Source organism: Streptomyces sp. NPDC008001 (genome assembly GCF_042958085.1).
In the GTDB taxonomy this organism is placed as follows: domain Bacteria; phylum Actinomycetota; class Actinomycetes; order Streptomycetales; family Streptomycetaceae; genus Streptomyces.
On the sequence record NZ_JBIBIZ010000003.1, the window covers coordinates 392,765 to 416,328 of the forward strand.

The following is a 23,564-nucleotide window of genomic DNA, read 5'->3' on the forward strand; positions in this document are numbered from 1 at the left end:
GAACGGGACCCACCCGGACGGCCCAGCCGGCAGAGCGTCAGTTATGCGCGGGCCGCTGCCGGGCACGCGTCATGCATGGTGCAAATCGGATACACGATGATGACCGAGCAAGCCGGCCCCCGGGACCTCGTCGCGCACGTGGTGGGAGCGGAGGACGCGGGCTTCGACTTCTCCGTCACCTCGGACCACTACTTCCCCTGGCTCGCCTCGCAGGGGCACTCGCCCAACGCGTGGGCGGTGCTGGGAGCGGCAGCGCAGGCGACCTCCAGGATCCCGCTCATGACGTTCGTCACCTGCCCCACCACGCGCTACCACCCCGTGCTCGTCGCGCAGCAGGCGGCCACTGTCCAGCAGCTGTCACAGGGGCGGTTCCGGCTCGGGCTCGGCTCCGGGGAGAACCTGAACGAGCACGTGGTCGGCCACGGCTGGCCCGGCGTCAGCGTCCGCCACGAGATGCTCGAAGAGGCGACCGTCATCATCCGGGCCCTCTTCGAGGGGGAGCTCATCACCCATCACGGCACCCACTACGACGTCGAGCACACCAGGCTGTGGGACGTGCCCGTGCCGCCCCCGCCCATCGGCATCGCGGTCTCCGGCGAGCACTCCTGCCGGCTGGCCGGGCAGCTGGCCGACCTGGTCATCGCGACCGAGCCCAAGAAGGAACTGCTGGAGTCCTTCGACCGGCACGGGGGTGCCGGAAAGCCCCGCATCGGGCAGCTCCCCGTCTGCTACGACACCGACCACGCCGCGGCGGTTGAGCGGGCCCACGACCAGTTCCGCTGGTTCGGGCTGGGCTGGAAGGTCAACTCCGAGCTGCCGCACGACAAGGCCTTCGCCTCCGCGTCCGGTTCCGTCACCAAGGAGGAGGTCGCCGAGGCGATCCCCTGCGGCTCCAACGTGGACCGCTTCGTGGAGGCCGTACGGGCCTACACCGACGCCGGGTTCGAGGAGGTCGCCCTCGTCCAGATCGGCGGCGGCCACCAGGAGCCGTACCTGGACTGGGCCAAGAGGGAACTGCTCCCCGCCCTGCGCACGCTCTGACGGACGCCGGCCTCGGCGGGCGCCCGCTCCTCACAGGGCGAGGATGTCGGCGAGCTTGTAGTCCGCCGGCTCCTCCAGCTGGGAGTACGTGCACTGGTGCGGTTCGCGGTCGGGGCGCCAGCGGCGGAACTGCGTGGTGTGGCGGAAGCGGTCGCCCTGGAGGTGGTCGTAGGCGACCTCGCACACCCGCTCGGGCCGCAGCGGCACCCACGACAGGTCCTTGGTGCCGGTCCAGCGGCTGGGACCGCCCGGCATCCGGCCGGCCGCCTGCGCCTCCTCGGAGGCCCACTCCTGCCACGGGTGGCCCTCCGCCGTGGGCATCCGCAGCGGTTCCAGCTCCGCCATCAGCTCCTGGCGGCGGCGCATGGGGAACGAGGCGCAGACGCCCACGTGCTGCAGACGCCCGGCCGGATCGTGGAGGCCCAGCAGCAGGGAGCCCACGACGGGCCCGCTCTTGTGGAGGCGCAGTCCGGCGACGACGCAGTCGGCCGTCCGCTCGTGCTTGACCTTGGCCATGGCCCGCTCGCCGGGCCGGTACGGGGAGGCGGGCGGTTTGGCGACGACCCCGTCGAGGCCCGCGCCTTCGAACTGCTCGAACCACGCGTGCGCCGTCTCCAGGTCGTACGTGGCCGGTGCGACGTACACGGGGGCGGCAACGCCCCGCAGCGCCGTGGTCAGGGCGTCCCGCCGGTCCCGCTGCGGGGTCCCGAGCAGCGACTCCTCGCCGAGGGCGAGCAGGTCGAAGGCGATGAAGCTCGCCGGGGTGACCTCCGCCAGACGGCGGACGCGGGAGGCGGCGGGGTGGATGCGCTCCAGCAGGGCGTCGAAGTCCAGGCGCCCGCCGCGGGTGAGGACGATCTCCCCGTCGAGCACGCAGCGCGGCGGGATCCGCTCGCGGAGGGCCTCGACGAGCTCGGGGAAGTAGCGGGTGAGGGGCTTGCCGGAGCGGCTGCCCAGCTCCACCTCGGCGCCGTCGCGGAAGACGATCGCCCGGAAGCCGTCCCACTTCGCCTCGTACAGCATGCCGGGCGGGATCGCCGCCACGGGCTTGGCGAGCATCGGCTGCAGCGGAGGCATCACGGGGAGGTCCATGACCGCGATTGTGCGGGCAGCCGGCAGGCGCCGCACGGCACGGCCCTCTAGCGTGAAGGCATGGCAGAGGAGGCGCTGGAGCTCACCGCCGGGGAGCGGACGGTACGGCTGTCGCACCCGGACAAGGTCTACTTTCCCGAGCGCGGCTTCACCAAGGAGGACCTGGCCCGCTACTACCTCACCGTCGGCGACGGCATCGTCCGGGCCCTCAGGGACCGCCCGACCACGATGGAGCGCTACCCGGACGGCGTGGAGGGGGAGTCCTTCTTCCAGAAGAGGGCGCCGAAGAACCTCCCCGCGTGGATCCCGACGGGGCGGATCGCCTTTCCCAGCGGCCGCTACGCCGACGAGATCTGCCCCACCGAGGCCGCGGCCGTGCTGTGGGCGGCGAACCTCGGCTGCCTGACGTTCCACCCCTGGCCCGTGCGCCGGACGGACACCGAGCACCCCGACGAACTGCGCATCGACCTCGACCCGCAGCCGGGCACCGGGTACGCCGAAGCCGTCCGGGCGGCCGTCGAACTCCGCGACGTCCTCGACGGCCTGGGGCTCACCGGCTGGCCCAAGACGTCCGGCGGCCGCGGGCTGCACGTCTTCGTGCCGATCGCGCCGCGGTGGACCTTCGTCCAGGTGCGCAGGGCCGCCATCGCCGTCGCCCGGGAGCTGGAGCGGCGGGCCCCGCGGGAGGTCACGACGGCGTGGTGGAAGGAGGAGCGCGGGTCCAAGGTGTTCGTCGACTACAACCAGACGGCCCGCGACCGCACCATCGCCAGCGCCTACTCGGTGCGGCCCCGCCCGCACGCCCCGGTCTCCGCACCGCTCACGTGGGACGAGGTGACCGGCGGCGCCGTGCCCGAGGACTTCGACCTGGCGACCATGCCGGCCCGCTTCGAGGCCGTCGGCGACGTGCACGCCGGCATGGAGGACGAGCCGTGCGGCCTGGAGGCCGCCCTGGACCTGGCCGACCGGGACGAGCGCGAGCACGGCCTGGGCGATCTGCCGTACCCGCCGGAGCACCCCAAGATGAAGGGCGAGCCCAAGCGCGTCCAGCCGAGCCGGGCCCGGAAGGAGCCGTCGGAGGGGTCTGCTGACACAAAAGAGTGAGGGGGATTTGCCCTGGTTTATTAAGAATTGCGGCGTGGTACGTCGGCATTGCGTCATCCACCCCGCAGATCAGGGAGCCCCCATGCCCAGGACACTCGCAGTCCGCAGCAAGAAGATCTCGACCGATGCCATCGCTGCGGCCGCCTTGGTCGGCTCGCTGCTGATCGCCGGCTCGGCCCAGGCGGCGTCGGGCCCCGGCGCCCCGCCGGTCCCCCAGCAGCCCGCCGGCAAGATCATGAGCGCCTCGGGTGTCAACGAGCGCATGTACCCCAGCACGGACTCGGCGGTACGGGGCATCATGGCCCGCGGCGCCAAGATCACCCTGCGCTGCAAGGTCCGCGCCCAGACCATCGGCGGCACCAACGTCTGGTACCTCCTGGGCAACCGCAACACCTGGGTCTCGGCGGCCTACATCGGCAGCGCCGGAGCCGGCACCGTCCCGCTGTGCAAGGACGTCGACCGCACGCCGCAGGGCAACGCCCCCGGCGCCCGGTCCGCCATGGGCTGAGGCCCGTCCCGCGCCCGCGGGAGCCCCGTGCCGCGGAACTCCCCGCAGGGCCGCGGCACATGGCCCCCGGGTGCGCCGGTCCGGCGCACCCGGGGGCCCGCCGAGTGAGCGCCGCCTCTACGCCCGCCCCTACGCCTCCCGCGGCGGAACGCGGCCCGGCGGCTGCCCCCATCGTCGTATTTTCCGTCGCCCGGCGGCCCCCGGTGCGCCCGCGCGCCCCACGAGGCCTGCAGGACGTATATAAGGGAGTGGTATCGCGCGCGGACTCCGTTACTCCGGGTGGCTGACGGCAACGGATTGTGCTGGCCGACCCGAGGGCGGACGGAATAATGGGTGATGTCTTTGTTTCCCGGCCGAATGCTGTCGTGATGCTGTGTAAGGACTGTCTGAATCCGGTTATCGAGGGCCCCGAGGGCGGCTACGTCTGCGGCCAGTGCTTCCACGTCGTGGAACCCAACGGCTACGCGGAGCGCCGGGCCGAGGGGGTGCGGCGGGCGGCGGAGGAGCGCCGCATCCGGACGGAGGAGCGCCGCGCCCGCGCCGAGGCCCGCAACCGCACCTGGCCCTGACCGGGCGTCAGCGGCCCCCGGGCACCGGGCCCCCGGGCACCGGGCCTCCGGCGGCCGGGGCGGCCGGAGGCTGGTCCGTGGCGCAGTACCGGCACTTGTGCGCGGCCGCGGGCAGATCCTCCGACAGGCACGCGGGGCAGGTCTTGAGCGCGGCCGGCTCCGCGAAGACGACCACGCCCCGCCGCCCCTGCACGTGCTTGTACGGGACGACGATCAGGAAGTACACCACGGCCATGAAGATGAGGAAGTAGACGGCCGCCGAGAGGAACGAACCCAGGTCCAGGTAGGTGTTCTTGTTGCCCGGCCGGCCGAGCTGCCAGCCCAGGCCCATCGAATGCCCGCCCTGGGCCCGGGCGATGATCGGGTTGATGATGAAGTCGGTGAACGCCTTGATGAGCGTGCTGAGCGCCAAGGCGATGATCAGACCGACCGCGACGGTGACGATGTCGCCGCGCATGACGAAGTTCTTGAACCCTCTGAGCATGACCGTCCTCCGGACCCGACCGGCTCCCGTGCGTGACCGGCTCCGGGCCGGAAGCGGCCGCGGAAGCCGGACAGCACGCTACATTCCGTCAAGCGGTCCTCAGCGGTACGGCGCGCCCCGGTCAGGCGGCCGGGCCGCCGAATTCCCGCACGGCGTCCTCGACGATCGCCTCCAGCCGCGCGTGGTGCGCCCCGCGCCAGTACACGCGTGCGCAAGCGGTGCACTGCGCGAAGACCTCGTACGTGCGCCGCGTCCCGTGCTCCAGCAGCTCTTCCACCGTCTCCTTGTCGGCGTCCGCGAGCCGCCCGTTGCAGGCGGTGCAGCGCGTCCAGGGAGCCAGCGCCGGGGCGAAGCGGCCCAGGACGTCGCGCAGTTGTTCGTCGGGACGGTCGCTGTAGACGTAGGCGCCGGCCCATATCTCCCGCCGGCGCAGCAGCCCGCGGTCGCGGCTGAGCAGCACCCGGCGCTCGGCCGCGGAGAGCGCGGCGAGGGCGGGGTCGCCGATGTCCTCGCTCTCGTAGGCCGCGTCCACGCCCAGCAGCCGCAGCCGGCGCGCGAGCGTCCCCAGGTGCACGTCGAGGAGGAAGCGCAGCGGCGCGCCGGGCACCTGCTGCGGGCGCTCGACCGCGCGCACCTCGACGGATTCCCCCGCCGCGGGGACGTGGGACGTCGGCACCGGGCGCCCGCCGACGAGCAGGGTGCCGGCCTCGGTGAGCGGAACGCCCAGCGATTCGATGACGTGCCCCAGCGACGAGGAGGCGTCGATCGTGACGGGTGCCCGCTTTCTGCGGAGCTCGGAGTTGACGAAGAGCTGCAGCTCAGGGGCGAGGGTGACATGGATTTCCGGTCTGCTCACGCCGCCAGCATGCCATCGCCCGGCGGGCCGCCGGACGCGGGGCGTGCACGGTGCCGCGGGCTCCGGCCCGGGCCCGGCCCCCGGGCGGGGCCGGAGCCGGGGGCGCTCCGACGGTACGTCAGAAGGCGCTGGGCAGGGCCGGTACCTGGTGGGTGGGGCAGGTGTAGCCGTTGCCGTGGAGGTAGGTCCAGCCGAGTTCCCGGATGTGGGGCGTGGCGGTGTGCGTGTGGTGCAGGAGGTGGCCCCACAGGTCGTCGTCGCGCGAGGGGCCGGGGTCGGGGATGACGAGGTCGAAGGTCGTGTGCGTGGTGCAGCCGTGGTGGTCGCAAGCGAGGTAGAAGCGGACAGGGCCGGGGGTTTTGCCTGCGGTGGTGAGGCTCATGGGGGTAACTCTCGGGGGGCGCGCGGGGCGGGGGAGGCCGGATCGGCGGATCTCTCCCCCGCTTCGGTGACACAGCGTGTGACGGCCGCCGGGGCCGGGTAGTCCTCTTCCCCTGGCGTACCTTCGGGTTTCCGCCTCGTCCGCTCAGGAGTTCAGGCGGGTTGATCACTGTGCGTGGTCATTGGCGGACGGTCCAGTGGTCGTTGGCGCCTGCCCGGAGGAACTTCAGGGGCGGGCAGAGGAAGTCCCGGCCCTGCGGCTCGTCCTCGGTCCAGGGCGAGTCGGCGGGCCGGGCGGGCTGCCACGCCCCGTGGCGGCGCAGCGAGACGGCGGCGGAGTCGAAGACGGTTTTCCGGGCCTCGGAGCAGTAGTAGCCCGTGCCGGTCGCGGGGTTGACGCTCGCGTAGATCTCGAACATGTCCCAGCCGTGGGACAGCCCGCTCCGGTCCTTGCCGGACTTCCGGAAGAGCAGGTCCCAGGCGGCCGTGCGGTAGTTGTAGAGGTACGCGGACCACTGGTTGGCCGCGGCGTCGTCCTGGACCATCTGGACGCCGTAGGCGGGGCGCCCGGTCGCGCCGTCCGTGTACGTGGCGAGGAAGGCGGCGTCGACGGCGACGGTCTTCGCGGGCCCGCCGGGGTCGGAGCACCAGTCCCAGGCCCAGATCTCGTTCCCGCTGTTCCAGTAGGCGGTGACCACCTCCATGCACGAGTTCTGCGCCTTGGTGGTGGGGGAGTAGGTGAAGTTCTCGCTGTCGGAGACCCGGTAGGAGGCGTCGACGCTGTGGGTCGCCATGATGCCGTCGTGCGTGCCGGGCTGCGGGAAGACGCCCCACCAGTTGTGCGTGAGGCCGGCCTCCGGGGTCGCGGTCCCGCCGCCGGGTATGCGCTCGTGGCGGCTGAGGGAGCCGCCCGACGCGGCGGCGCGGCGGCCCTCGGCGAAGATGCGGGCGGCGCGTTCGCGGGCGGGGGAGTGGCCTGGGGTGCGGGCGCCGGCGACCGTGCCGCGGTGCGGGGCGCCGGGGGAGGGGGTGTGGTCCCGGGCGGCTGCGGTGCTCCCCGCCGCCCGGGGGTGGGAGGCGGCGGGGGCTGCGGTGCCGAGGGCGGCAAGTGCGGCGAGTGCGGCCGTTGCGGACAGCAGGGCCGTACGGGCTCTCTTCATGGCTCCTCCGGACGGGCACGGGGTGCGCGGTGGGGGGTGATTGGACCGGACCAAGCGATGAGAATGTCCATGACAATCCCTGAGGTGTCAAGAGACGCGCAAGGGCGCACCGCGCACCAAGCGGAGGGCCGGGCCCCGGCGCACGAATCAGGGGGCGGCGCGGGCCCCGATAAGGCCCGCGCCGCCCTTCCCTGCTGATCCGCGCTCAGCCCAGGATGCCCCCCAGCACCCCGCCGACCAGCCCCGTCAGCCCGCCGACGACGCCGCCGAGCGCATTCACCAGACCGCCCAGCACGTTCGTCACCAGCGCCAGCAGCCCCGGGCCGCCGTCGAGCTGCTCGCGCTCGTGGTCGCGGCCGTGCCCGTGACCGTGTCCGTGAGCCGGGCCCCGCCCCCGCCCGGACACCTCGACCCCGTCCTTCGCCAGATGCGCCGTGGCCGCCGCCGCCTCCGTGGCGGCAGCGGTCATCCGCTCCAGGTCCGGGTGCGCGGTCGCGGCCTCCTTGGCCAGAGCGGCGCGGGCCCGGTTCAGGCCCTCAAGGTGCTCCTTGACCTGCACGCACGACGCACCGTCCCGCCGCGCGCCACCGGCCCTCTGCGCCGCGCCCGGCCCGGCCGCCCGGCACTCCTTGAGGGCCGCCGCGGCCCGCTGCCCGACCACGTTGCGGTCGATGGCCCGGGCCCCGTCGCCGGCCGCCTCGCGCAGCGCCTCGGGCGACGGCACCGGCGCCTTGGAGGCCGCGGACGAAGTGGGCGGCACAGGGGGCGGGAAACCGGCCGACGCGACGGCGGAACCGGCCGCACCAAGGGTCAGCGCGCCGCACAGGGCGCCGGAGACCATGAGAGCGGTTCTGCGGGAAGCACCCATGAACGAACTCCTTCGGGCAGGACAGGCGATCATTACGCTCACCTTGCGCCCGGCCCGCGCACCCCGCAATTCGTCGCCCCCGCCCCCGCCCCGCCGCAGAGCCCGACCGGGTTACCGGTCGCCTACCAGGAGGGTGACGGGCTGTGAGCCGATCAGCCGAAAGGCCGTCAGAGGGCCGGACCGCACCGGCCCACCGGTCCCGGCCCGCCGGGCGGGCGATCGTATAGAGACACAAGCGGAAAAGCCAATGAGGACCACGGGTGAGTGAAAGCGGCCCCGACGTCCTGGCTCCGCGCGTCCCCGCACGGCAGGCTGCAGGGCGCACCACCGCGCTCCTTCCACACCGCTCCACCCTGTGTACCTTCCCGCTCCCCGACGCCGAAGGAAGAGCCCCCCTCCCTCATGCCCGACAGCAATCCGTGTGCCGACCTCTTCGACAAGCCCCTGGCCTCCCCCTTCCTCCGGGCCGTCCACGCCACCCCCGTACGGCCCTACTACCGCCCCCTGCAGGCGCGCGACGGCGAGGCGGTCGTCGACGGGCGCAAGGTCGTGATGGCGGGCTGCAACGACTACCTCGGCCTGGCCACCGACCCCCGGGTCACCGCCGCGGCCGCGACCGCCCTCCGGACGTACGGGACCTCCTGCTCCGGCGCCCGCACCCTCAACGGCACCCTCCCCCTCCACGGCGAACTCGAGGCCGCCGTCGCCGACTTCCTCGGCACCGAGGACGCCGCCGTCGTCACCACCGGCTTCCAGGCCAACCTCGCCCTCGCGGCGCTCTTCGGCACCGGCGACGCCGTCTTCAGCGACGCCGCCAACCACGCCTCGCTGATCGACGCCATCCGGCTCGGCGCCGCGCACCGCGTGCGCTACCGCCACGCCGACCCCGCCCACCTCGAACGGCTCCTCGCTGAGGCGGACCCGGCCGCGGCCAAGGCCGTCGTCACCGACGGCATGTTCTCCATGGACGGCGCCCTCGCGCCGCTGCCGGCCCTGACCGCCGCCGCCCGCCGCCACGGCGCCCGCACACTCGTCGACGGCGCTCACGACATCGGCCTGCTGGGGCCCACCGGGCGCGGCGCCGCCGAACTCCTCGGAGTCCACGGGCAGGTGGACCTGTTCACCGGCACGTTCTCCAAGTGCTTCGGCTCCACCGGCGGGTTCCTCGCCGGCCCGGCGCACGTCATCACCTATCTGCGCTACGCCGCCCGCGCCATCCTCTTCTCCGCCTCCATGCCGCCGGCGGCCCTCGCCGCCGCCATGAGCGCCCTGGAGATCAGCATCGACGAACCCTGGCGCCGCCACCGCGTCCTGTCCCTCGCCGCCCGCCTCCGCGGGCACCTCGCCGGCCTCGGCTACGACACCGGCCCCGCGCCCGCCGCCGCCCTGCCGTCCGGACCGGTCATCGCCGTACGGACCGGGGACGCGGCCGACTGCGTCCGGCTGTGGCAGCGCCTGCTCGACGCCGGCGTTTTCACCAACCCCGTCGGCCCGCCGGCCGTCCCCGAAGGCAGCACCATCATCCGCGTCACCCTCCAGGCCACCCACACGGACGCCCACGCCGACCGCATCGCCGAGGCCTTCGCCACCGCCCGGCGCGCCTCCTCGGTCCCCGTGACCCCCGCCGTGCTCGCCCGCCCCCGCCAGGCCCCCGCCCCGGAGACCGTCCGATGACCGACGTCAGCATCACCCCGGTGCGCGGACGCGCCGCCACCACGGCCTTCGTCCGGCTGCCCCACACGCTCTACCGCGACGACCCCCACTGGGTGGCCCCGCTGGAACGCGAGCTGCGCGCCTGCCTGGACCCCCGCCGCAACCCCTTCCACACCTCCGGCACCGTCCAGCTCTTCCTCGCCCACCGCGGCACCACCCCCCTCGGCCGCATCGCCGCCCACATCGACCCCCGCTACCAGGAGCGTCACCAGGACCGCACCGGCCACATCGGCTTCTTCGAGTGCGCCGACGACCCGGCCGTCGCCGGCGCCCTCTTCACCGCCGCCGACCGGTGGCTGGCCGACCGGGGCGCCGACCGCATGCTCGGGCCCCTGAGCTTCACCACCAACGACGAATGCGGCCTCCTCGTCGACGGATTCGACCGCCCGCCCACGGTCCAGATGCCGCACAACCCCCCGTACTACGCGGAGCTGTTCACCGCCTGCGGCTTCACGAAGGCCAAGGACCTCCACACCTTCACCGGGCCCGTACCCGCCGACGGCGAGGCCCCCGCGGTCATCCGCCGCGCCGCACAGCGCGCCCTGGCCGCTCCCGGCATCCGCGTACGCCCCCTCGACCCCCGCCGCTACGACGCCGACCTCGCCGCCGTCCTGCGCATCTACAACGACGCCTGGGCCGAGAACTACGCCTCCGTGCCCTTCACCGACGCCGAGTTCCGGCACCTCGGCCGCCGCCTCAAGCCCCTCCTCGTCCCCGACCTGCTGCAGATCGCCGAAGTCGGCGGCGAACCCGCAGGCTTCACCCTCTGGCTGCCCGACGCCAACCAGGCCCTGGCCCGGGTCCGCGGCCGCCTCACCACCTACGGCCTGCCCATCGGCCTCGTCCGCGCCGCCCGCGACCGCCGCCGCATTACCCGCACCCGCGCCTCCACCTCCGGCATCACCAAGGAACACCGGGGCCGCGGCCTGATGGCCGCCCTCTTCTGCCGGGCCCAGCAGGCCGCCGCCCGCCTCGGATACACCGAGAACGAGTACTCCTGGATCCTGGAGGACAACCGCGACGCCGCCCGCTACGCCAAGGCCATGGGCGCCGTCCACACCCGCACCCACCGCCTCTACCACCGCCCCCTCGGCGCGGCCCCCGCGGCGACCCCGGCCGCCACCGCATGAGGTACGCCGTCACCGGCGCCACCGGATTCGTCGGCACCCGCCTCGTCACGCACCTCACCGCACTCGGCCACGACGTCACCGCCCTCGTGCGCGACCCCCGCCGCCCCGTGCCCGGCGCGCGCACCGTGACCGCCGACCTCGTCACCGGGACCGGCCTCCGCGAGGCCACCGCCGACGCCGACGTCGTCGTCCACCTCGCCGCCCTCACCCACGCCACCGACCCCCGGGCCCTGGCCACCGTCAACACCGGCGGCACCAGCCGCCTGGTCGCCGCACTGGCCGCCCAGCCCCACCCGCCCCGGCTCGTCTACTGCTCCTCCCTGGCCGCCAGCGGCCCCGGGCGGCTGCGCCACGAGAAGGACACCCCGGCCCCCGTCTCCGCCTACGGCCGCAGCAAACTCGGCGGCGAGGAAGCCCTGCGCCTGGCCGATGCCCGGCTCCCCGCCCTCACCGTCCGGCCGCCCATCGTCTACGGGCCGGGCGACCGCCACTTCCTGCCGCGCCTCGCCGCGGCCGCCAGGACGGGCCTGCTCCCCGCCGTCGGCCCGCGCGGCCCCCGCCGCTACTCCCTCCTGCACGTCGACGACCTCTGCCGCGCCCTGCTCGCCGCCGCCGAACACGGCAGACCCGGCGCCGTCCACCACCTCGGCGACGGCACGGAACACCTGTGGAGCGACATCGGCGAAGCCGTCGCGGCGGCCCTCGGCAGACGCCCGCCCCGCGTCGTCCACCTGCCCGCACCGCTGGCCATGGCCGCCGCCCGCACCCTGGGCCGCACCGGCATGCTCAACCCCGACAAGGTCAGCGAGGCCCGCCACCCCTCCTGGACCACCGCGCCGGGCACCCTCCCCGCCTTCACCCCCGGCATCACCTGGCCCGAGGGACTCCGCACCACCCTCAACCCCGCCCTCCCCGACACCCGGAGCAGCACATGAGCGTGCGCCGACGCCTCTCCCCGTACGAACGCGTGGTCTGGGCGGCGGGCGAGGCACTGCCCGCCACCGTCGCCGCCACGGTCCACGTGGAAGGCCCCACGACCCCCGGCCAGTTGAACCGCGCCATCGCCGCCGTCCGCGCCCGGCACCCCCTCCTCGGCGCCCGGGTGGAGCGCACCGGCCCCTGGCGGGCCTGGTTCACCACCCGGGGCGTGCCCGGCACACCCCTGCGCGTGGTGCGTCCCGCCGCAGGCCGGACGGTCACCAGCGTGCTGGAGGAGGAGCTCCAGCGCCCCTTCGCCGCCTCCCGGGGGCCCCTGGCACGGTTCGTCCTCGTCGACGGCGGGGACTCCTTCGACCTGATCGCCGTCTTCCACCACCTCGTGGCGGACGGCCACTCGGCAGCCGTCGTGATCCGGGACGTCCTCCAGCACCTCGCCGCACCCGCCCACGGGCGGCCCGCCGTCGCCGCTCCGCCCGCCGACGGCCTCCTCCCCGGCCCCCGGATGCGCCCCGCCGACCTCGTCGGACTCTCCCGCTCCCTGCGCGTGCCCCACCAGGCGAGCCCCCCGGCCCCCCGGCCCACCGGCCCCGCCGCACCGCTGACCTGCAGCACGTGGACGCTGGACACGGCCGACACCACCGCGCTGCTCGACCGCTGCCGCGCCGAGCGGACCACCGTGCACGCAGCCCTCTGCACGGCCTTCGCCCGCGCCCTCCCCGCGCCCGGCCCGGCCCGCGTCGCCGTCGCCGCGGACCTGCGCCGCATCCTCGTCCCCGTCCCCCAGGAGTCCGTGGGCCTCTACGCGGCCAGCTTCCTGCTGCCCGTGGCCCACACGCCCCACGAAGCGTTCTGGGACCGGGCCCGCGACGTCCGGGAAGGCCTCCACCGGCGTCTGCGGCCCGACGAACTGCGCCCGCTCGTGGCGGGGTTCCGCATGATGCCGCTGCCGCACCGGCTGATCTCCGGCCTGCTGCACCGCAGCGAGAAGAAGGGCGCACGCTTCGACGTGTCACTGAGCAACTTCCGCGTGACCGTCCCGGAGACCTACGGCAACCTGCGCCTGACCTCCTTCCACGGCGTCGCCCACACCAGCCTCTCCGGCGCCCCGCTGGTCATCCTGATCGGCTTCGGCGGCCGGATGTTCTTCAGCGTCACCTCCACCGATCCCGGCGCGGCGGACCTGTGCGGAAGAGCCATGACCCATCTCAAGGCGGCGGTGGCACCCGCCGTCCTGGCGGGTGCCCGCCCCTGAGCCCTCGTGCGGCGGATCGCGCGGAGCGTCAGTGCGCGCCCGCGTACACCCGCGACGCGAACTCCGCGATCTGCTTGTCGGAGAGGTTCTGCGCGAGGTTGGCCTCCGAGATCATGCCGACGAGACGGTGGCCGTTCTGCACGTCGATCACCGGCAGCCGCTTGATCTGGTGCTGCTCCATGGAGGCCAGGGCGTCCGTCGCGGGGGCGTCCGCATCGATCCAGTGCAGCTCCCCGCCGAGGGAACCCGCCTCCACGCTCGCCGGATCCACGCCGTCGGCCACGCACTGGACGACGATGTCCCGGTCGGTGACCACGCCTTGCAGGCGGTCGTCGTCACCGCAGATGGGCAGCGCGCCCACGTGCAGCTCGCGCATCATCTTCGCCGCGTCCAGCAGCGATTCGTGCTCGCCGACGCACTTCGCGCCCGCCGTCATGATGTCGCGGGCCTTGAGCGGCTTGTTCCGTGCCATGATCGCTCCTCCCGTCGTGGCAGGTCTGCTCCTTCCATCGCAACACGGATGGCCATCCGACGCCATGCGCACACCGGTCAGGCCGGGACGTCCGGGCCCGGCGTGACGGCCCCGCGGCCGGCCACGTGCTGCGCGAACGTGCTGATCTTGCCGTCCAGGAGGCCCGGCATCTCCGGCCAGAGGTCGGCCTTGAGGACGAGCTGCACTCGCGGCGCCCGTGCGGCGACGGCCTCCGTGGCCCGCCGGACGACGTCCATGACTTCCTCCCACTCGCCCTCGATCATGGTGTACATGGAGTCCGAGCGGTACGGCAGTCCGGATTCCCGGATGATGTCCACGGCGTCGGCGATCTCGTCGCGGAAGCTCGCTCCGACGCCGACGGGGGTCAGGGTGAAGGCGATGAGCACGGTGCTCCGCCGTCCTTTCTCTCTTCTCATGTCCCGCGCGCTTCTCATGTCCCGCGCGCTTCTCATGTCCCTGCGCGCGGCGAGGCGGTCGTGGTCGCGTGGTAGGCGGACGCGACGAGCAGGAGGTGCTCGATCTCATGGGTCAGGCTGCGGGCCGACGGCTCGTCCGCGTCCTGCTCCGTGGGCCCGGTGAGGTTCGCCGTCTGGGCGTGGGGCTTCCGGCCGGCGTGCTTGTTCCGCAGTGCGGCCGTCAGCCAGGACGCGGTGATGTGTGCGTCCACCAGGTGCTCGGGCAGGGACTGCCGGTCCACGCTCCCGCGGATGGACTCGAGCGTGTCCGGCGGGATGTAGTTGCGCAGGACGATCATCGCGTCGCGGATCTCGATGACCCGGCGGTAGAGCCGCAGCTGGAGGGGGACGGCCGCGGCGCCGATCCGGTTGGCCGGGCGCAGGACCACGTCCGGGGTGTGCGTCGTGAGGTCCTGCCACAGCCGTTCCAGGCCGTGGTACGACCTGCGGTACTGCAGGTGCGTCCGGATCCGGGCGAACACCGGGAGCGCCACCCCCAGCGCCATGAACGCGGCCTCGGCGCCCGTGACCGGCGAGAACAGCGGGGCGAATACCGGTGACCGCGTGTACAGGTAGCCGAGCTTGAGCGACCACAGCACCGAGGCCAGCAGGATTCCGGTGCCGAAGAGGCGCAGCCCGTAGCGCAGCAGGCGCGGCGTGCCGTGCCGGCCGTGGCTCCAGCACACGATGCCGCAGACCGTGTCGGCCGTGAGGTGGAAGGCGAAGAAGACCCACCAGTAGGCGTCCGGCACGCTCGGTGCGTCCCGGGACGGCGCGATCCGGTTCCGCGCGTGCGCGGGCCCGAGCACGTCCAGCAGGACGAGCGAGACCATGACGGCGGCCGCGGTGCCGAAGAGCAGGCGGGTGTGGCGGTGGCGGCCGGCCGCGCCGTGGATGAACCACAGGACCGCCGCGGCGTCGACGATGCTGAACAGGTGGGTCGTCAGGTCCACCCAGTGCGCCCCCGGCACCAGGCGGGCCAGCACCGCCGTCACGGGGTCGAGGTGCATGGACATCGCCAGGGCGATCATGACGACGGCGAACCACAGCGGCCGCTGCTCGCGGTGGCGGACCGCCTGCGGGGCCCGTACGACGGCCGCGGCCCACAGGGCGGCGATGCCCGCGTTCTCTATCCAGGTGAGCACGACGCCCCCGTCGGCCGGCCCACCCGCAGCCCCATCGCCGATTCCAGCCCGCCGAGCATGCCCGACAGCAGCGTCGGGGCGGGCACTCGCCCGGCGGCCTCCAGGATCAGCGTGGCGATCATCTCCGCCTCCTGCTCCTGCTCGTCGCCGTAGCGGATCCGTGGCAGCACCCGGCGCACCGACTGCGGATCGGTGATGTCGAGGTGGCGGTAGAGCCGGGTGTCGTCGAGGGCGGAGCGGTGGTTGCACACCAGGTGCCCGATCTCGTGGACGATGATGTGCTCCTGGTGCAGCGGGCTTGTCTGCCCGTCGTAGAGGATGAAGTCCTCCGTCTCGACGGACAGCAGCATTCCCGACGGAGTGCCGGGGACGGTCGGGGTGGGCAGCGCCAGCAAGCGCAGGGGCCGGTCGCGCTCGGCGGCAAGGCGTTGGCACAGATCCTGTGCGGAGAAAGGGTCGGGCACAGGAATCCGGCCGATCACCTTCTGGCATCGGCGGCGCAGATGCCTCCAGTGCATTTCAGTCGCTTCTCCCGCAGTCGTAGGGACGGGCGGGCACATGACCCGGTATCGGCGCCGTGTCATCGCGGTTGCGGTCCCCCGGCCCGCCCGGCGCGTCCCAAGGCGGTCAATGGCAGTACCACGAGCCCCCCTCGCACATGTGCCCAAGCCGCTTGTGATCGTAGATCGCCGCGCGCTGTCACGCCAGGGTTGCGGAACGTCGCCGTGACGGGCGGGTACGGCACCGGGCCGGAGCGGGTACGGGACAGGGCCGGATCGGGTACGGGACGGGGCCGGCGGTCAGCCGAGGGTGCTGCGGCGGCCGTAGCGGCTGCGGCGGATCCGCTGCACGACGCGGTGGAGCCGGGGGTAGCGCTCGCGCTGTTCCCGCGAGCGCCGGTCGAGCTCCTCGGTGAGCCGCTCGGTGCGCTTCTCCACGTCGAGCTCGTCGAGGATGCGGTCGATCTCCGCGAGCAGCGCCCCGTGCAACTGCCACTGGCGAGGGTGCTGCTGGACCTGGCGGAGGAGCAGGCCGGCGGCCCGGTCCCGGGTGCGGCGGGCGTCGTCGAGCTCCCGGGTCAGGTTCTCCTCCGCGTGCTCGGCGCTCGTGGTGACGTGGGTGGTGATGACGATGGCGAAGTTCTCCACCGCCAGGGCCATGTGCCCGAAGACCTCTTCGAGGGCGGCGGCGGTGTCGCCGGGGAAGAGCGGCTCGTCCGCGCGGTGCGTGGCGAGATCGGTGAGGGACCGGCAGATCACGCGCAGCACGACCGCCGTGATCTCGAGCGCGTCGAGCCCCGTCCGCAGCACGACCCGGTAGAGCAGGCCCTCCTTGACGCGCGGATTGAGCCGGAGGCTGTCCTCGGCCTGCCGGAGCGAGGCGTCCACCTGGACGATGTCGTGGTCGAGCCGCCGCGCCGCGTGCAACCGCGCCGCCGCCCTCTCCACCGGCGTGTGGCCGCTGACCTCCTCGCCGATGTCCTGCAGGAGGCGGCGCATCCGCCGGGCGAGGTCCTCGATGGCCTCGCCCGCGGGCTGCACCCACACCGGGGGCACGAGCAGGACGTTGAAGAGGAGCCCGACGACGGCGCCGATCAGGGTCTCCAGCACCCGGTCCCAGGCGGTCTCCGCGACCCGGGTCACGCCGAGGACGAGCATGGCGCTGATCGCGACCTCGGGGACGAATTCGCCCGCCTTCACGAACCGCCCGATGACGAGGGAGGCGAGAATGATCAGCCCGAGGCTCCACCAGGTCAGCCCGACCAGCACGCTGAAGCCGATCGCGATCAGGACGCCGGCCACGACGGAATTGACCCGGCGCACCCCCGTGGTGAGCGTGGAGTAGAGCGTGACCTGGACGACCAGGAGCGCGGTGAGCGGCGCGGTCAGCGGGGCCGGTTCCCTGCTCAGCGACAGGGCCACGACATAGGCGATCACGGCGGCTGCGGTGGACCGCACCGTCTGCACGACCGCCGGTTCCCTGCCCCGCCTCACCAGCATCGTCAGGGGATCACGTAGTCCGGGCACGTCGGTCCTCCTTCCCCCTCCCGACTCCCCGCCAGCCATCCGATGGGCCACTTGGGGCACCGGGGCCGGGGGAGGGCGGCCGGCGGGGGATGGCAGGATTCCGGCCATGACTGATCATCAGGGTTTTCTCGCCGGTAAGAGTGTGCTGATTACGGGGGCGAGCAGCGGCATCGGCGCTGCCGCAGCGAAGGTGTTCGCGCGCGAGGGCGCCGCGGTGGTGCTGACGGCGCGCCGCGGCGAGCGCCTGGAAGCGCTGTGCGAGGAGATTCGCGAGGGCGGCGGCGACGCGGCGTTCGTCGCCGGGGACGTGCGCCGGGAGGACGACGCGCGACGGGCGGTGGAGTTCGCCGTCGAGCGGCACGGGCGTCTCGACGCCGCGTTCAACAACGCGGGGATCGGCTGGGACCAGGAGCCGATGCACCTGATGAAGGACGACGCCTACGACGCCATCATGGACACCAACGTGCGGGGCATCTGGAACGTCATGCGCCACGAGCTCGCGGCCATGGTGGAGTCGGGGCAGGGCGGCTCCATCGTCAACAACAGCAGCGTCGCCGGGATGCTCGCGATACCCGCGGCCGCCCCGTACATCGCCTCGAAGCACGCGGTGGTCGGCCTGACCAAGGCCGCGGCCGCCGAGTACGCCCCGCACGGCATCCGGGTGAACACGGTCGCCCCGGGGACCACGCGCAGCGAGATCATCGCCGGCTGGTTCGAGCGGAACCCGCACATCGAGCCGGAGCTGCACCGCCTGACGCCGCAGGCCCGGACGGCCGAGCCGGCGGAGATCGCGGAGGCCGCGGCCTGGCTGTGCAGCGGCCGGGCGTCGTTCGTGACGGGGGCGGTGCTGCCGGTGGACGGCGGTTTCACCATGGTGTGAGACGGCTTCGCCGTGCTGTGAGACGACGCGGGGGAGGAGCCCGGCGGCCGGATCCCGGCCGCCGGGCTCCTTGTCGTTTTCGTTGAGCTCCGTGCGGTCGATCGGCTTCGTTCAGCCGTTCAGTCGTCGACCGGGGTGGCGGGCGTGGTGTGCGTCGTGGTGAAGACGGGACGGCCGTTCTGGTGCCCGGTGGTGGTGCGGGTCGTGGTGTGGGCGGTCGTGCGGGTGTCGATGGTAAGGGTGACGGGGGTGTCGAACTCGGTGTACCGGTGGAACGTGGTGTGCGTGGTGACGGGCTGGGGGCGGTAGCCGGAGCCCGGGGCGGTGGGGGCGCAGCCGCAGGATCCCGCGCCGGGCCCGCCGGTCCCGGCCAGGGGCGCCGTGGTGGTGTAGGCGGCCTGGCCGGCGGCCTCGATGAGCACGAGCCCGGGGACGTGGTCGACGGCGTGGTCGTAGAGCAGCTTGTTGTCCCACGGGTGGCGCAGGTGCCACTCGCGGGGCCGGTCCGTGGGGCTGAGCAGGACCTCGTCGGGCCGAGTGCGGCCGACCTGGGCCGGCGGAAGGTACGGCGTGAGGGGCGGCGGGGTCGTGGGGGGCTTGTGGTACTCGCCGCGGATCCGCCGGAAGACGGCGGGCGGAATCCACTCGAACGTGGTCTCACCGGTGACGAGGACCGTGCCGGACGCCTCGCCGGAAGCGGCCCCCGGCCCGGCGGCGGGCTCCACGGAGCTGATGGTCATGTGGAGGTGGAGGGCGGTGATGTGCGGGGTGCGCGGAGCGCTGGGGGTGGCGGTGACGTCGATGCGGAACGGGGTCTCCCCGCCGGAGCCCGCGGCCGCGTGCGGGTTGAGGGTGTAGGAGAAGGTGTTGAGGAGCGTCGCGTGGTCGAGGGGGGCCTCGAACACGGTGTGGGCGAGGAACAGACCGGTCTGGCGTATGGTCTGCGCGACCGTGAGGGTCTCGTAGTGGGTGCCGTGGCCCGGGACGTGGTGGGTCGTGTGAGCGGGCCAGCTGCCGGTGAGGGTGAAGTGGGTGGGGTCCTGCTGCTCGCAACCGGTCAGGTGCACGGCGTCGTCGAAGCTCAGGTGGACGAGTTCCTTGGCGATGCGGGCGCTGCCGGGCGCCGCTCCGCCGTTGCGGGCGGATTGCGGGGCGCGGGCGCTAAGGTCTGCGGTTGAGTCCTGCGGCCCGGACGCACCGGTCCCCTCGGCCTGCAGCCGGACGAGCCGGCAGTCCATGGCGGGGGCGGGGGCAGGGGCGGCGGTCTGCTGCGGGGCGCCCTCGGCGGCCTGGTGCGCGGGGCGGAGCAGGATCTGAGACACGTCTCTCCTCGGAGTGCTTTCGTGCGTCCCGGTGGTCAATCGACCCGGTGATAAGATACGTACTATCCGGTTTGGTTTAGTGTTTGTCGCTTGTAGTCGCCCAGGTCGCCGATTCCGGGCCCTGCCCGTTTTCGTCCGGCAGGACGCGCCCGGCGAGCGTGGTCGGGTGGGCAGTTCGTACCGGTGTGTTGCCGGTGATCGGGAGGTAGTCAATGGCGAAGCAGGCGCGGGCGATTCACACGCGTCGCCTGATCCTCGAGGCGGCGGGTGAGGTCTTCGACGAGTTCGGGTACGAGTCGGCGACGATCGCGGAGATCCTCGGGCGCGCGGGCGTCACCAAGGGGGCGCTGTACTTCCACTTCGCTTCGAAGGAGGAGCTGGCGCGCGGCGTGCTGAGCGAGGCGCTGACGACGGAGGGCGTGCTGCCCCAGAGGTCCCGCCTGCAGGAGTGGGTGGACGTCGGCATGGTGCTGGCGCACCGGCTGCCCGCGGAGCCCCTGCTGAGCGCCGCGATCCGGCTGTCCGCCGACCGCAAGGCGCGGGACCTGTTCGGCACGTCCTGGCCCGGGTGGATCCAGTTCATCGCCGATCAGCTCACCGCGGCCAAGGAGCAGGGCGAGCTGCTGCCCCACGTGGACGCGGACCGGACGGCCGTGCTGTTCGTGAGCGCTTGGACGGGTGTCGAGGTCCTGGCCACGGCGCATCCGGGAGGCGACAGCCTGGAGGAGCGGGTCGCCATGCTCTACGACACGTTCCTGCCGAGCATCGCGGTGCCGGGCGCCCTGCGGACGCTGGACACGGCCCCCGACCGCGGGGCGCGGGTGTGGCAGGCGCACCGGGCCCAGCGTGCGGAGGCGGAGGCGGAGGCAGAGGCGGAGGCCGCCGCCTCCGCGTGATGCGCCGCAGACGGTCCCGGCGGTGACGCCGGACGCGCGGGGGACGTCCGGGCGGCGGGCTGTGCAGGACCGCTGCCTTGAGATGTCCACGCTTTCCCCTCGTGTTTGAGCCGACACGTTTGAGCCGACGTCAGGGACGCTAACAAACCGGCTATCCTGTTTGTCAAGAGTTGACCAAGGATCCCTACGACGCGCTGTCAAGACGTACGGCAAGAGCTACGGCAAGGGACGCGGCGAGGCATACGGCAAGGCGCAGGCGTACGGCAAAGGCCCGCAAGTGATTGCGGGCCTCAGGGTTTTCTTGCGGGCTTGTTGCGGATCTTCAGCCGCTGAGCGCCGGAGCCGGGTGAGCCACCGGAGGTGGTACGGCGGCGGGCACGGTCGCGTTGAGGACGGCTTCCGTTCCGGCGGGCTGCAGTTGCACCAGTGCCTTGGGGGTGGCCAGTTGCGGCAGGAGCGTGTGCCAGAGGCCGGTGACGGTCTGGCGTGAGAGCCAGTTGCGGTCGTGGCGGGCCAGGGCCTCGAAGCCGGCGGTCGCCCCTACGACGGTCGCTGTCAGCTCCTCCTGCACGGCCTGCTGCGGCATCTGCCCGTAGACCGCGGAACGCGCCAGGGTGTGACGTACGCATTCGAGCCACTCCTGGCGCAGGTTCACCTCGGAGTGGTGGGCGGTGCGGCAATTGAGGTGGAAGCCGGCGCGCACCACGACGTCCCAGCGCAGCTGCTGGGCTATGACGTGCGAGGAGTCGATGAGGCCCTGCAGCGGCGAGGGGCTCCTGAGCCGGGCGTGCCGGGTCAGGGCGTGCAGGGTCCTGGCGGCCTCGGACTCCACGGCCGCCGCCATGGCGGCTTTCGTGTCGAAGTGGAAGTGCAGGGCGCCCGAACTCACCCCGGCCCCGGCGCTGATGCCGGCGAGCTTGGCGCGCGTGTAGCCGAACTGGTCGAAGGCGTGTGCTGCGGAGCGGATCAGTGCGTGCCGGGTGTTCATGGCCCGTTCTTGCTTCGTCACCGGCACCTCCTGCTGCGGATCGTGGAAGCCCGGCGTGAGCGGGAGGAGAACGTCATGGCACATATGAAACCAACTAACTGGTTTTATTTCTACTCCATGTGCAGGACGTCTTTCCGCTTCACTGTGTCGGGGGTGGTTCGCGTGCCTGCCGCACCCTCCCTCGCCATCTCTGTTAAATCGGCATATAAAGAGACGAGTTGGTGTATCCACTCGCTTCCGTCGGGTCGCAACCGCCCTACTCTGAGCCGTTGACAAACCGACAATCCGGTTTGTAGTGTCAAGGGAACGCTTCCCGCGCCCGACGGCTTGTCGATCAACGCTCGGCTGCTCTCTGGTTATCTGCTAACGACTTCCGCTCGTCTTTGAAAGAGGACAACTGATCGTGCGCAAGGTGCTCATCGCCAACCGTGGCGAAATCGCTGTCCGCGTTGCTCGCGCGTGCCGGGACGCCGGGATTGCCAGTGTGGCGGTCTACGCGGATCCGGACCGGGACGCGCTGCATGTCCGCGTTGCTGATGAGGCGTATGCGCTGGGTGGTGACACCCCGGCGACGAGTTACCTCGATGTGGCCAAGGTGCTTGCCGCGGCGGCCGAGTCGGGGGCGGATGCCGTTCACCCGGGGTACGGGTTCCTCTCCGAGAACGCCGATTTCGCGCAGGCGGTCCTGGATGCGGGGCTGACGTGGATCGGTCCGCCGCCGCAGGCGATCCGGGACCTGGGTGACAAGGTGGCGGCCCGTCACATCGCCCAGCGGGCCGGTGCCCCGCTGGTCGCGGGCACCGCCGACCCCGTCGCGGGCGCGGAGGAGGTGGTGGCGTTCGCGCAGGAGCACGGGCTGCCGATCGCGATCAAGGCGGCCTTCGGTGGCGGCGGGCGCGGTCTGAAGGTCGCCCGGACCCTGGAAGAGGTTCCCGAGCTGTATGACTCGGCGGTGCGTGAGGCGGTGGCCGCGTTCGGCCGCGGCGAGTGCTTCGTCGAGCGCTACCTCGACCGGCCCCGGCATGTGGAAACCCAGTGCCTGGCCGACAAGCACGGCAACGTGGTCGTGGTCTCCACGCGTGACTGCTCGCTGCAGCGCCGCCACCAGAAGCTGGTCGAAGAAGCCCCCGCCCCGTTCCTGTCCCCGGAGCAGAATGCGGAGCTGTACCGGGCGTCGAAGGCGATCCTGCGGGAGGCCGGCTACGAGGGTGCGGGCACGTGCGAGTTCCTGGTGGGCCAGGACGGCACGATCTCCTTCCTGGAGGTCAACACGCGTCTGCAGGTCGAGCACCCGGTCACCGAAGAGGTCACCGGTATCGACCTGGTGCGGGAGATGTTCCGCATCGCCGACGGCGAAGAGCTCGGCTACGACGACCCGCCGATGCGCGGGCACTCCTTCGAGTTCCGCATCAACGGTGAGGACCCGGGCCGTAACTTCCTGCCCGCCCCCGGCACCGTCACCCGCTTCGACGCCCCCTCGGGTCCGGGTGTGCGCCTGGATGCGGGGGTGGAGTCGGGCAGTGTGATCGGTCCGGCGTGGGACTCGCTGCTGGCGAAGCTGATCGTCACCGGTGCGACGCGGGAGCAGGCGTTGCAGCGGGCGGCGCGGGCGCTGGCGGAGTTCAAGGTGGAGGGCATGGCCACGGCCATCCCCTTCCACCAGGCCGTGGTCACCGACCCCGCCTTCACTGCCGACCCCTTCCACGTCCACACGCGCTGGATCGAAACCGAGTTCAACAACACCATCGAGCCGTTCGCGGGATCGGCGGTCGCGGAGGACGAGGCGGAGACCGAGGGCCGTGAGACGGTCGTGGTCGAGGTCGGCGGCAAGCGCCTGGAGGTCTCGCTGCCCTCGTCGCTGGGGATGACGCTGGCGCGCACCGCGGCGGCGGGCGGGGCCAAGCCCAAGCGGCGTGCGGCGAAGAAGGCCGGCTCGGCCGCCTCCGGTGACGCACTGACCTCGCCGATGCAGGGCACGATCGTGAAGGTCGCGGTCGAGGAGGGCCAGGAAGTCGCCGCGGGCGAACTGGTCGTCGTCCTCGAAGCGATGAAGATGGAACAGCCCCTCAACGCCCACCGGGCAGGCACGATCAAGGGCATCACCGCCGAGGTCGGCGCGTCCGTCTCCTCCGGCGCCGTCATCTGCGAAATCAAGGACTGACCTCCGGGGGCGCCCCCGCCGCTCGCTGCCGCGGCGGCGCCCCGTGGGCTGCGCAACCACGCCGGTCTCCTTCCCCTGCAGTGGCGAGGGCTGCACCGAC

At 72.8% G+C, this 23,564-nt stretch carries 24 protein-coding genes; 11 read left to right on the forward strand and 13 right to left on the reverse strand.

Translation table 11 applies throughout. The annotated features are described in order from the left end of the window. Positions 1 to 75 precede the first annotated feature (75 nt). Positions 76 to 1,041 (forward strand): TIGR03557 family F420-dependent LLM class oxidoreductase, encoded by a 966-nt coding sequence (locus ACFZCD_RS10115; RefSeq protein WP_391829339.1) that lies wholly within the window; start codon positions 76 to 78, stop codon positions 1,039 to 1,041. 30 nt (positions 1,042 to 1,071) lie between these two features. On the opposite strand, the gene ACFZCD_RS10120 is transcribed toward ACFZCD_RS10115, so the two are convergent. Next, a complete protein-coding gene (locus ACFZCD_RS10120) occupies positions 1,072 to 2,133 on the reverse strand; it encodes an ATP-dependent DNA ligase (RefSeq protein WP_391829340.1) in 1,062 nt (353 codons plus the stop codon). A 60-nt stretch (positions 2,134 to 2,193) separates the two neighbouring features. Between ACFZCD_RS10120 and ligD the strand changes: the two genes are divergently transcribed. From ligD to ACFZCD_RS10135, 3 genes are all read left to right on the forward strand, one after another. Further along, positions 2,194 to 3,237, forward strand: a complete 1,044-nt coding sequence (gene ligD, locus ACFZCD_RS10125) for a non-homologous end-joining DNA ligase (RefSeq protein WP_391829341.1) — start codon at positions 2,194 to 2,196, stop codon at positions 3,235 to 3,237. A gap of 82 nt (positions 3,238 to 3,319) precedes the next feature. Beyond that, a complete protein-coding gene (locus tag ACFZCD_RS10130) occupies positions 3,320 to 3,745 on the forward strand; it encodes an SH3 domain-containing protein (RefSeq protein WP_391829342.1) in 426 nt (141 codons plus the stop codon). A gap of 368 nt (positions 3,746 to 4,113) precedes the next feature. Beyond that, positions 4,114 to 4,314 (forward strand): hypothetical protein, encoded by a 201-nt coding sequence (locus tag ACFZCD_RS10135; protein ID WP_058043383.1) that lies wholly within the window; start codon positions 4,114 to 4,116, stop codon positions 4,312 to 4,314. Positions 4,315 to 4,321: 7 nt separating this feature from the next. Here the strand turns inward: ACFZCD_RS10135 and ACFZCD_RS10140 are convergent, their stop codons facing one another. The 5 genes from ACFZCD_RS10140 to ACFZCD_RS10160 form a co-directional block, all read right to left on the reverse strand. Further along, on the reverse strand, positions 4,322 to 4,798 hold the full coding sequence (locus ACFZCD_RS10140) for an MscL family protein (RefSeq protein WP_391829343.1): 477 nt from the start codon (positions 4,796 to 4,798) through the stop codon (positions 4,322 to 4,324). Positions 4,799 to 4,919: 121 nt separating this feature from the next. Beyond that, positions 4,920 to 5,654 carry a Mut7-C RNAse domain-containing protein gene (locus ACFZCD_RS10145; RefSeq protein WP_391829344.1) on the reverse strand — a complete coding sequence of 245 codons (735 nt, stop codon included), beginning with the start codon at positions 5,652 to 5,654 and terminating at the stop codon, positions 4,920 to 4,922. 118 nt (positions 5,655 to 5,772) lie between these two features. Continuing rightward, positions 5,773 to 6,036: a hypothetical protein gene (locus ACFZCD_RS10150; protein WP_391829345.1), complete on the reverse strand. Its 264-nt coding sequence runs from the start codon at positions 6,034 to 6,036 to the stop codon at positions 5,773 to 5,775. A 178-nt stretch (positions 6,037 to 6,214) separates the two neighbouring features. After that, positions 6,215 to 7,195: a carbohydrate-binding protein gene (locus ACFZCD_RS10155; protein WP_391829346.1), complete on the reverse strand. Its 981-nt coding sequence runs from the start codon at positions 7,193 to 7,195 to the stop codon at positions 6,215 to 6,217. Positions 7,196 to 7,400: 205 nt separating this feature from the next. Beyond that, positions 7,401 to 8,063: a hypothetical protein gene (locus ACFZCD_RS10160; RefSeq protein WP_391829347.1), complete on the reverse strand. Its 663-nt coding sequence runs from the start codon at positions 8,061 to 8,063 to the stop codon at positions 7,401 to 7,403. Positions 8,064 to 8,465: 402 nt separating this feature from the next. Here ACFZCD_RS10160 and ACFZCD_RS10165 point away from each other — a divergent pair, with 402 nt between their 5' ends. The 4 genes from ACFZCD_RS10165 to ACFZCD_RS10180 are packed head-to-tail and all read left to right on the forward strand — an operon-like array spanning position 8,466 to position 13,097. Next, positions 8,466 to 9,737, forward strand: coding sequence for an aminotransferase class I/II-fold pyridoxal phosphate-dependent enzyme (locus ACFZCD_RS10165; protein WP_391829348.1), 1,272 nt, complete (start codon positions 8,466 to 8,468; stop codon positions 9,735 to 9,737). Beyond that, positions 9,734 to 10,906: a GNAT family N-acetyltransferase gene (locus tag ACFZCD_RS10170; RefSeq protein ID WP_391829349.1), complete on the forward strand. Its 1,173-nt coding sequence runs from the start codon at positions 9,734 to 9,736 to the stop codon at positions 10,904 to 10,906. Before ACFZCD_RS10165 ends, ACFZCD_RS10170 begins: the two co-directional genes overlap by 4 nt. Continuing rightward, positions 10,903 to 11,841: an NAD-dependent epimerase/dehydratase family protein gene (locus tag ACFZCD_RS10175; RefSeq protein ID WP_391829350.1), complete on the forward strand. Its 939-nt coding sequence runs from the start codon at positions 10,903 to 10,905 to the stop codon at positions 11,839 to 11,841. Before ACFZCD_RS10170 ends, ACFZCD_RS10175 begins: the two co-directional genes overlap by 4 nt. Then, the gene (locus ACFZCD_RS10180; RefSeq protein WP_391829351.1) at positions 11,838 to 13,097 is read left to right on the forward strand and encodes a condensation domain-containing protein; all 1,260 of its coding nucleotides are present in this window, start codon (positions 11,838 to 11,840) and stop codon (positions 13,095 to 13,097) included. Before ACFZCD_RS10175 ends, ACFZCD_RS10180 begins: the two co-directional genes overlap by 4 nt. A 28-nt stretch (positions 13,098 to 13,125) precedes the next feature. Here the strand turns inward: ACFZCD_RS10180 and ACFZCD_RS10185 are convergent, their stop codons facing one another. The 5 genes from ACFZCD_RS10185 to ACFZCD_RS10205 all read right to left on the reverse strand — a co-directional run bounded on the left by ACFZCD_RS10185 (position 13,126) and on the right by ACFZCD_RS10205 (position 17,256). Then, a complete protein-coding gene (locus ACFZCD_RS10185) occupies positions 13,126 to 13,569 on the reverse strand; it encodes a CBS domain-containing protein (protein WP_391829352.1) in 444 nt (147 codons plus the stop codon). A 77-nt stretch (positions 13,570 to 13,646) separates the two neighbouring features. Further along, the gene (locus ACFZCD_RS10190) at positions 13,647 to 13,976 is read right to left on the reverse strand and encodes an MTH1187 family thiamine-binding protein (protein ID WP_391829622.1); all 330 of its coding nucleotides are present in this window, start codon (positions 13,974 to 13,976) and stop codon (positions 13,647 to 13,649) included. Between the two features lie 62 nt (positions 13,977 to 14,038). Then, positions 14,039 to 15,190 (reverse strand): MAB_1171c family putative transporter, encoded by a 1,152-nt coding sequence (locus ACFZCD_RS10195; RefSeq protein WP_391829353.1) that lies wholly within the window; start codon positions 15,188 to 15,190, stop codon positions 14,039 to 14,041. Next, positions 15,175 to 15,654 (reverse strand): toxin, encoded by a 480-nt coding sequence (locus ACFZCD_RS10200; RefSeq protein ID WP_391829354.1) that lies wholly within the window; start codon positions 15,652 to 15,654, stop codon positions 15,175 to 15,177. The genes ACFZCD_RS10195 and ACFZCD_RS10200 overlap by 16 nt, the downstream gene beginning before the upstream one ends. 336 nt (positions 15,655 to 15,990) lie before the next feature. Continuing rightward, positions 15,991 to 17,256: an aromatic acid exporter family protein gene (locus ACFZCD_RS10205; protein ID WP_391829355.1), complete on the reverse strand. Its 1,266-nt coding sequence runs from the start codon at positions 17,254 to 17,256 to the stop codon at positions 15,991 to 15,993. Positions 17,257 to 17,323: 67 nt separating this feature from the next. On the opposite strand from ACFZCD_RS10205, the gene ACFZCD_RS10210 reads away from it, so the two are divergent. Then, positions 17,324 to 18,097 carry an SDR family NAD(P)-dependent oxidoreductase gene (locus tag ACFZCD_RS10210; RefSeq protein ID WP_391829356.1) on the forward strand — a complete coding sequence of 258 codons (774 nt, stop codon included), beginning with the start codon at positions 17,324 to 17,326 and terminating at the stop codon, positions 18,095 to 18,097. Between the two features lie 119 nt (positions 18,098 to 18,216). On the opposite strand, the gene ACFZCD_RS10215 is transcribed toward ACFZCD_RS10210, so the two are convergent. Beyond that, positions 18,217 to 19,419 carry a ScbA/BarX family gamma-butyrolactone biosynthesis protein gene (locus ACFZCD_RS10215; RefSeq protein WP_391829357.1) on the reverse strand — a complete coding sequence of 401 codons (1,203 nt, stop codon included), beginning with the start codon at positions 19,417 to 19,419 and terminating at the stop codon, positions 18,217 to 18,219. Positions 19,420 to 19,631: 212 nt separating this feature from the next. Here ACFZCD_RS10215 and ACFZCD_RS10220 point away from each other — a divergent pair, with 212 nt between their 5' ends. Further along, entirely contained in the window at positions 19,632 to 20,315 is a 684-nt protein-coding gene (locus ACFZCD_RS10220) for a ScbR family autoregulator-binding transcription factor (RefSeq protein WP_391829358.1), read from the forward strand. Between the two features lie 322 nt (positions 20,316 to 20,637). Here ACFZCD_RS10220 and ACFZCD_RS10225 read toward each other — a convergent pair whose 3' ends face one another. Further along, positions 20,638 to 21,324: a ScbR family autoregulator-binding transcription factor gene (locus tag ACFZCD_RS10225; protein ID WP_391829359.1), complete on the reverse strand. Its 687-nt coding sequence runs from the start codon at positions 21,322 to 21,324 to the stop codon at positions 20,638 to 20,640. 382 nt (positions 21,325 to 21,706) lie between these two features. On the opposite strand from ACFZCD_RS10225, the gene ACFZCD_RS10230 reads away from it, so the two are divergent. Continuing rightward, positions 21,707 to 23,464 (forward strand): acetyl/propionyl/methylcrotonyl-CoA carboxylase subunit alpha, encoded by a 1,758-nt coding sequence (locus tag ACFZCD_RS10230; RefSeq protein WP_391829360.1) that lies wholly within the window; start codon positions 21,707 to 21,709, stop codon positions 23,462 to 23,464. Positions 23,465 to 23,564: the final 100 nt, after the last annotated feature.